Source organism: Micromonospora sp. ATA51, from assembly GCF_016802855.1.
GTDB lineage: Bacteria > Actinomycetota > Actinomycetes > Mycobacteriales > Micromonosporaceae > Micromonospora > Micromonospora sicca.
The window spans coordinates 1-7,762 of sequence record NZ_JAEVHJ010000312.1; the positions used below are offsets into that span (position 1 = coordinate 1).

The following is a 7,762-nucleotide window of genomic DNA, read 5'->3' on the forward strand; positions in this document are numbered from 1 at the left end:
GACGCTGCGGCTCGGACGACACCCGAAGATCATGCCAGCACGCCAGCCACAGTGGACAACAGGTCCCGATCAGCGACTCACCTCAGGCTGAACACGTACGGTCGAAGAGGATAGCAAGGACGGCGGGCGAAACTTCCTGAGGATCACTTCACGATGGTGAACGCAATGCTCTGCTCGGCGACCACCATGGAACTATCGTCTTTCATCTGGATCTGCAGCGGGTACTTGCCCGGCTTCGGGATGCCCGCATAGAAAACAACGGTGGGTGCGTTCGGGTCCACCGAATACTTCTGGCAGTCACAGGTGCAATCGATCTTCCAGTCGAGGTCCTCAAGGTTTACCGAGGACAACTCCGGCAGATCCACCGCGACATACACAGTGGTGGCTCTGCCCTTCTTGATCGGCGCCTCGCATGAAGTCATCTGGTTCCAGTTGTCCTTCATCTGGTTGTAGGCGTAGGCACACGACACATTCGCCAGCCGCTGGGTGACGTCATCCTCCTGGCTCTTTACGTCGAGGTAGTGCCATCCGATGGTGCCAGCGACGCCTTCAGGCGTATCGACGTGTCATGATCGGCGGGTTTATGGTGGCCGGATGCTTGACCTGGGCAGGCTAGACCTAGAGGAGATCGCCACCGCGCTCGAGGACCAGACCGACTACGAGCACCGTTGGCTGATCAACCCGCAGACCGGCGAGATCGTGTTCTGGACGACGGACGGCGGCATCGACGGACACACGCCCGTCGACCTTGACGACCTCGACCTGGTGGGCATCGACCCGCTGCCGTCCTGCATCTGGTATCAGGACATGGCCGATTTCGCTGAGAGGATCAGTGACGCGGCGGCCGGCCGCAGACTCGCGCGAGCGATCCAGGGCAAAGGCGCCTTCCGGCGGTTCAAGAACGAGTTGCATGAGGAGTATCCGCACCTACTGCCAGCGTGGTACGCCTTCCGCGATGTGCGCGCGAAGCGGCGGGCTGTTGAATGGCTGGTCGACAACTCGCTGGTCGACGACGAAACGGGCGAGCGTTTCGTGGCCGAGCACCCAGATCCCAACCTTTTCTGAGCTGGCGTCCGCGCCGCGCGACTTCCTGTAAGACGAACGGCACGCATCTGCCGCTGATCGCACATCACAGACCGTGACTGGTCCGCACTGCGCTTCAGCTTCCGGTACTGCCGATGTGCGTGCGCGCCGCTTAGGTGTCTGTGGCGTCGGCGGACAGTGGCGGTCACGGATTTACCCGGTGGCCGACCACAGGTCGCTCCGGCGCTGGCGGCCCTGGACGGGCTAATTGCCAGCGGCGAGTCCGGCAAGTCCCGCTTCGGCGCACTCGTCGTCTTGTTGCGGCAGTCCGCCGCTGACTGCAATGGCGCCCAAGGCGGTGTCGGCTCGCCGGATCAGCATCGAACCCGCGCCAGCCAGGATCGGCCGGCCCGCCGCCCGATCGATCTGGCTGAAGAGGGCGGGCCATGCCTCCTGCATCTGGCGCAGTGCCGCGCCGTCGCGACGGATCAGAGCCACACTGGCCGCTTTGTGCTTGGCAATTTCGGCCGACAGCGGCGGCGCGCCGTCCATGCGGCCGAGGGCCTGCAGGTGGCCGCCCTCATCGACGATGGCGACCGTGATGTGGGTGCCCAGATCCATGGCCCGCTGATGCGCGCCGTTGATCAGCTCGTGGGCCTCGCGGAGCGTGAGTGGCATGACTCTCCCTTTAGTGGACGGCTGTCCTTGCATGGATGACTGTATTCTCATGGTCGACCGTAGCGCAAGATCCCACGACTGGAATGATCTGCCCATGGACAGCACGCCCACTACTCGTTCAGCCGCTCCTCGCCGCCCGAATGCCCGGGGCCAGGGTGAGCTGCTGCGGGAAGAGATCGTTTCCTGTGCGGTACACATGCTCGACGAGCTTGCCGACGATGAAGCGCTGTCCCTGCGCGCGATCGCGCGCGCACTATCGATCTCTCCGACCTCGGTCTATCTGTACTTCCCGGACCGCGATGCGCTCGTGCTGGCCGCCATGCAACGCTGCCACGAAGACATGCTGCAAACCGCTTCCGGTGCGGAGGCGAGGTACGAGGCCCCGGCGTCGCGGCTGCGCGCGCGGATCCTGGCACAGGCGGCCTGGGCGCAGGAACATGCCGGCCTCTACAAGGTGATGCACGAGAGCAAGGCCAGCCGACGTCCCGGCATGCCGTTCAAAGAGGTACTGCTGGCACGGACCGCGGCTGCCATACAGGAGTGCATGAATGCCGGGGCCGCCCCGCCTGGTGATCCACTCACCCTGGCGCTCGATCTCCGTGCCGCGGTGATCGGCATGCTCTCGCTACGGATCAACGAGCCCAACCTGCCGTGGCCACCCCTCGCGGAGCAGGTCGACCGATTTCTTACTAAGCTCGTCGGACTCCCACCACCGACGCAGACTGACGACCGTGGTCTCTGATCAGCGGAGTCCTACCCGCCACACCGATCGGCGCCGGCTTCCTGATCTGCCGCCGAGCGGGCGTCAGGGCCGCACCCGCGAGACCGACAAGTCAGCCGACCGCTCGTGCCGATGTCCGCTAGTTGCTCCTGGGCGGCGGTCTGGAATGCTTCGCCCATGCCTTCCTACCCGCCTACCTTCGCCGACCAGGTCGTCGCACAGCCAGCCCGTGCCCAGTTCGAGGCGTTCCTCGACGAGCACCGCGGCGCGCTCAACGGCTGCTTGGACGGGCTGACAGAGGAACAGGTGCGCCGATCGTTGGTGGCCTCCCGGACCACGCTGCTGGGTCTTGTGAAGCACGCGACTTTCGTCGAGAAGGTCTGGTTTGACGAAGCCGTCACGTGCCGGTCGCGCGCTGAGATCGGCATCCCTGCGACGTCAGACGAGTCGTTCATCCTCGATGACAACGACACGATCGCCACCGTCCAGCACGCACACCGCGAAGCCTGCGAAGCATCACGCCATGCGACGTCATCCCTGGGTCTGGACGACATCCTTCACGGGCACCGGCGGGGCCCGCTTCCGCTGCGGTGGGTGTATCTCCACGTGCTGCGCGAGCTCGCCGAGCACTGTGGGCACGCAGACATTCTTCGAGAGCAGCTCATCAACGAGTAGTGCGCGGACGTCCGCTCATGCCGCGAGGCGTGCGCCGCAGAGAGACGGATGCCGAGCAAGCCCGACCGCGACGAGAACGGCTGCCCATACTGGCAGGGCTGGTTCGAGCAGGCGGGTGGAAGACAAGGGGCGGCAAGGGATGACCACCAAGATCGTCCAACTGTGGGCCGAGGGTCTCGCGCCGGGGTGGGACGGCCTCTACCGGGCGGACGGGTCTGCACGCGCCGTCGAGATGGGCGGCGGAGCGAGGCTGGACTGGTTCGATCTCGGCCCGCCGCTCGACCTTGACGTCATGCTGGACGAGGACCCCGACAACGTAACCCACGTCGGCCTCCTTCGCGGCGCGGACGCCCCCATACCGGGCGGCTCCGGTTACGTCTGCGGCGGCGACGGAGCCCACGGCTCCGAAGGCTTCTTCGCCCGGCTGGACAAGGACCGCAACCTGATGTGGATCGCGGCGCTGACCGACTCCAACCCGTTCGAGAAGGCGGAGGTGCACGGCTGGCTGGCCACGTTCACCAACAACTTGGGCAACTCGGTGACGGTCTACCTCAACCATCCCGACTTCGCCTGAGCCTCTGGCGCATCGGCAACTGGTGGGAGCAGGCCCCGGGTCCGGTGGCGCCACCTCGTACCTGCTGAACGCGGGATGGTCGGCGCCGGGCGATGCCGGACGTGGAAGGCACCGCGAACTGTTACGCCGTCTCCTTGAGCATGGTGCGGCTCGGATGACGCGGTTGGGCCGAGCACCCATCGGCTGCGGTCCGGGGCCACGGACCGTCACGATTCCTTGGCTACGGGCATCCGGACCTGCCGAGATGAGTTCGTTGCAATCGAGGTGGATTGCATGGCTTGAGCTAGGTCTGCCAGCGCTGGGGTTAGCGTTACGCCTGTGAACGGTCGCCGGCATGTCCGTTCTCGTTGACAGGCGGGGAAGCAGCGGCAAGGTTGCTTTGGACGACCCTCGTTGTGGGTGGTCGTCGCCCAGCAGCCGCCGCGGGTTCACGGAGGGTGTCGCGGTTATCGCGGTGACCTGTTCGCCCGGCCAAAACGTGGGCATGTAGGTTGCCGCGGATCTTGTCGGCTCAGTGGCGTAGGCGAACGCGCTGGTTCTCAGTCCGATGTTGCGCCGTCCTTCTCAAGATCCTGTCGCTTCTTCGGTCGGTGGATTGCGTCGTCGGGTTGGTGCGGTGTCCGTTGGGAGTTGGTCCGGGGCTGATCCTTGTGCGGCTCGGAGGAATCGGGTTCCCCAGTCTCGGAGGTGGTCGGTGAATTCCGGGGGGCTGAGCACCTCGAATTCAGCGCCGATGTTGCCCAGTGCTTGGGTGGGCCAGTCCATGCTGGCGGATACCATGGTGAGACGGCAGTGTTGGCTGTCGATGTGTTCGATCGTGCCCCATTGCCCGGCGACCCGGCGGACGTGTTCGGCGGATGCGTGGACCAGGGCCTGCACGGTGTGTGCTGGGGGGACGCCGGTGGAGGTGCGCACGAACTGGGCGGCGTCGTCGGCGGGAAGGGGGCGTGGACGGAATCTCGTTCCGGCGCTGCGCGGGTTGGTCAGTCGGTCGAGGCGGAAGCTGCGCCAGCCGTGTCGGGTCAGGTCGTAGGCGGCCAGGTACCAGCGGCCGCCGAGCGCGACAAGGCGGTGGGGTTCGACTTCTCGTTCGGTGTCGGGGCCGCCGCGTGCGGTGTAGCGAAATCGCAGCCGTTCCTCGTCCCGGCAGGCTTGGGCGATCACCGTGAGCACTTCGGCGGGCACGACCGGTCCCGCGGCCGTGGGCGAGATGGTCATTGCGCGTAGCGCGTTGACCCGGGCACGGAGACGCGGCGGGAGGACCTGCACCACTTTGGTCAGCGCGCGCACCGCCGCGTCTTCGATCCCGGCGATTCCGCTCTGGGTGGCGTCGCCCATGCCGACCGCCAGCGCGACGCCTTCCTCGTCGTTGAGCAGCAGCGGCGGCAGGACCGCACCGGGTGCCAACTGGTAACCGCCGTCGGTGCCTCGGGAGGCGTGCACCGGGTAGCCGAGTTCCCGCAGCCGGTCGACATCGCGGCGCAGGGTGCGTTCTGAGATCCCCAGGCGGTCGGCCAGATCGGCGCCGGACCAGTGGCGGTGAGTCTGCAGCAACGACAGCAGCCGGAGCGTTCGGGAACTGGTGTTGGCCATGTCGCGATCTTCGCACGGGCTTCCGGTCAGAAAGTGACCGGAAGTCGGTCTAGCGTCATTCTCATGATCACTCGTGAGATTCAGCTGACCACCCAGATCGCTGGCGTACCCGGCCGGGAGCATTTCACCGTTGTCGAGACCGAGATCGGCGGCGAGGTCGTCGTCCGCACCGACTACCTGGGGCTGGCCGCCACATACCTCGAGCTCATGCGCTCCGACTGCCAGCTGCCGATCCCGGCCTGGCAGCCGGGCCAGCGCATCGGCGTCACGGCCATCGGCACGGTGCTGTGGTCGGCAGCCCGGATCTGCGGGAGGGGCGACCTGGTCCAGTCGATGAGCGGCTGGAGTACGCATTCCGCCGGGCCGGCCGCCTCGTATGTCAAGCTGGACCGCGACGCGTACCCGGATCCGAGCTACCACCTCGGCCAGGGACCGACCGCCTACTACGGCATGGCAGACGTGGCCAAGGTCGGCCGTGGCGATGTCGTGTTCGTCTCCGGCGCGGCCGGCGGCGTCGGCTCCCTGGCCGCCCAGATCGCCCGCAATCTGGGCGCCTCGAAGGTCATCGGCAGTGCGGGCAGCCAAGCCAAGGCGGACTACCTGGTCCGCGAGCTCGGTATCGACGCCGCATTCGACTACCACCAGGATCCGGTCGCCGCACTGAAGGAACTGGCACCCGAGGGAATCACGGTCTTCTTCGACACCGTCGGCGGCACGCTCTACGAGGCCGCGCTCGAGGTCGCCGCGCCGGGAGCGCGGTTCGCGTTGTGCGGATCGCTGTCCACCCAACTGGGTGCGGCGGCGCAGCGATTCCCTGAACCCGACCAGGCTGCCGCCGCAGCCAAGGGGATCGAGCTGCTGCCGTTCTCCTGCTACCACACGCCCGACCAGATCGCCGCATGGCACACCCACTTCAGGGCCTGGCTCGACCAGGACAGGTTCGTCTTCCCGCAGACGGTCGTCGAGGCCGGCATCGACGCCGTGCCCGATGCCTTCCTGTCGCTGTTGCGAGGCGGCTACCGCGGCAACGTTTCGTTGCGGCTGGCATGACGCTGCTGTCGCGACGCGCCCTCAACCGGGCACTGCTGCAGCGCCAGTTCCTGCTGGAACGCACCGACCAGGTGCCGCTTGACGTGATCCGGCGTCTGGTCGCCCTGCAGGCACAGGAACCGAACTGGCCCTACGTCGGGCTGTGGAGCCGGATCCGCGGGTTCACCCACGCCGACCTGACCACCCTGCTGGCCGATGGGCAGGTCGTGCGCTCCAGCCTTCTGCGCAGCACCCAGCACATCGCCGCAGCCGACGATTTCCGTCGGCTGCGGCCCCTGCTGCAACCCGTCCTCGACCGCACCGCGAACTCGCCGTACTTCCGGCGCAACAGCAACCGGCTGCCTACCGAGACGCTGATGGCCGACGGACGTGCGCTGCTGGACGCCGGACCGCTCGCCCGTAAAGAACTCGCCCAACGCCTCGCCGCCCGCCACCCGGGCCGCGACGGCCGGATCCTCGCCGGCGAATTCGAACTACGCACCCCGCTCATCCACGATCCCACCACCGCATCCTGGGGCAGCTGGGGTAACCGATCTTCCATCACCGTCACCGCCCTTGCGGCCGACACCATCGAACCCACGGCGATCCACGAACTGATCCGCCGCTATCTCGCCGCCTTCGGACCCGCCACGGTGGCCGACGTCCAGGCATGGAGCGGGCTAACCCGGCTCAACCAAGTCGTCGCGGACATGGGCATCGAACTACGCCACTACACCGGACCCGACGGCCAGACCCTGCTCGACCTGCCCGACGCGCACCTACCCGACCCGCACATCCCAGCGCCCGTGCGACTGCTGCCCGCGTACGACAACGCCCTGCTGGGCCACGCCGACCGCACCCGCATCATCAGCGACGAAGACCGCAAGCAGGTCATGCCCGGCCGGCCCTGGTACGCCCCACCATCCTCATCGACGGCTTCGTCCGTGGAACCTGGTCCTTCACCGGAGACGACATACGACTCATCCCGTTTCGGCCTCTTCCAACCGCCGAACAGCAAGCCGTCAACGACGAAGCGAACCGGATGCTGCCCTTCCTCAAGCACCGACGAGCGTCATAGCCCGCACCCGATCAGCCGACGCCCGCGAGCCATGATCCTGTGCGCACATCTGCCGCCGACCGTGCGTGTCGTGTCTCAGCGCGCGGTCACGCTGAGCAAACGGCAGCCTCGGTGCTGTTCCATGAAGACGTGCCAAAGCGAAGCGCCAAGGCGCCCGGGCGACCCCGCGGTCGCGCGCCGGGATCGGGGAGCACGTGGGGAGCAGTGGGGTGCTCTGAACGGCGTTGAACTGCATCCAACAGCACGCGACGGCGCTCAACTGCACCCGCCCCCACCTGCGGCTGCTCATTACCGCAGGTCATCCCTGAAGGAGTGGGGCCGTGTCAACCCGCGACCGCCGGGGTGGTTGTGGCCGGTTTCTGCCGGTTTCCCGGCTCGGTGCAGACAAACG

Annotated in this window: 8 protein-coding genes and 1 pseudogene; 6 read left to right on the forward strand and 3 right to left on the reverse strand. The window is 66.8% G+C overall.

What is annotated here, in order from left to right; translation table 11 throughout:
- Positions 1–143: 143 nt before the first annotated feature.
- Positions 144–443 (reverse strand): hypothetical protein, encoded by a 300-nt coding sequence (locus JNW87_RS31220; RefSeq protein ID WP_238454905.1) that lies wholly within the window; start codon positions 441–443, stop codon positions 144–146.
- 151 nt (positions 444–594) lie between these two features.
- Between JNW87_RS31220 and JNW87_RS31225 the strand changes: the two genes are divergently transcribed.
- Complete coding sequence (locus tag JNW87_RS31225; RefSeq protein ID WP_109806037.1) at positions 595–1,065, forward strand: UPF0158 family protein; 471 nt, start codon at positions 595–597, stop codon at positions 1,063–1,065.
- Between the two features lie 222 nt (positions 1,066–1,287).
- Here JNW87_RS31225 and JNW87_RS31230 read toward each other — a convergent pair whose 3' ends face one another.
- Positions 1,288–1,701 carry a heme-binding protein gene (locus JNW87_RS31230; RefSeq protein WP_238447661.1) on the reverse strand — a complete coding sequence of 138 codons (414 nt, stop codon included), beginning with the start codon at positions 1,699–1,701 and terminating at the stop codon, positions 1,288–1,290.
- Between the two features lie 94 nt (positions 1,702–1,795).
- Between JNW87_RS31230 and JNW87_RS31235 the strand changes: the two genes are divergently transcribed.
- The 3 genes from JNW87_RS31235 (at position 1,796) to JNW87_RS31245 (ending at position 3,671) form a co-directional block, all read left to right on the forward strand.
- On the forward strand, positions 1,796–2,443 hold the full coding sequence (locus JNW87_RS31235; RefSeq protein ID WP_109805047.1) for a TetR/AcrR family transcriptional regulator: 648 nt from the start codon (positions 1,796–1,798) through the stop codon (positions 2,441–2,443).
- Between the two features lie 156 nt (positions 2,444–2,599).
- Positions 2,600–3,097 (forward strand): DinB family protein, encoded by a 498-nt coding sequence (locus JNW87_RS31240; protein ID WP_238454906.1) that lies wholly within the window; start codon positions 2,600–2,602, stop codon positions 3,095–3,097.
- Positions 3,098–3,236: 139 nt separating this feature from the next.
- A complete protein-coding gene (locus JNW87_RS31245) occupies positions 3,237–3,671 on the forward strand; it encodes a hypothetical protein (RefSeq protein ID WP_109805049.1) in 435 nt (144 codons plus the stop codon).
- Positions 3,672–4,235: 564 nt separating this feature from the next.
- Here JNW87_RS31245 and JNW87_RS31250 read toward each other — a convergent pair.
- Positions 4,236–5,264 (reverse strand): YafY family protein, encoded by a 1,029-nt coding sequence (locus JNW87_RS31250; RefSeq protein WP_109805050.1) that lies wholly within the window; start codon positions 5,262–5,264, stop codon positions 4,236–4,238.
- Here JNW87_RS31250 and JNW87_RS31255 point away from each other — a divergent pair.
- Entirely contained in the window at positions 5,211–6,314 is a 1,104-nt protein-coding gene (locus tag JNW87_RS31255; protein ID WP_238454907.1) for an NADP-dependent oxidoreductase, read from the forward strand. The genes JNW87_RS31250 and JNW87_RS31255 overlap by 54 nt on opposite strands.
- Positions 6,311–7,371, forward strand: a pseudogene (locus JNW87_RS31260) (winged helix DNA-binding domain-containing protein). Before JNW87_RS31255 ends, JNW87_RS31260 begins: the two are co-directional and overlap by 4 nt.
- The last annotated feature ends 391 nt before the right edge of the window (positions 7,372–7,762 follow it).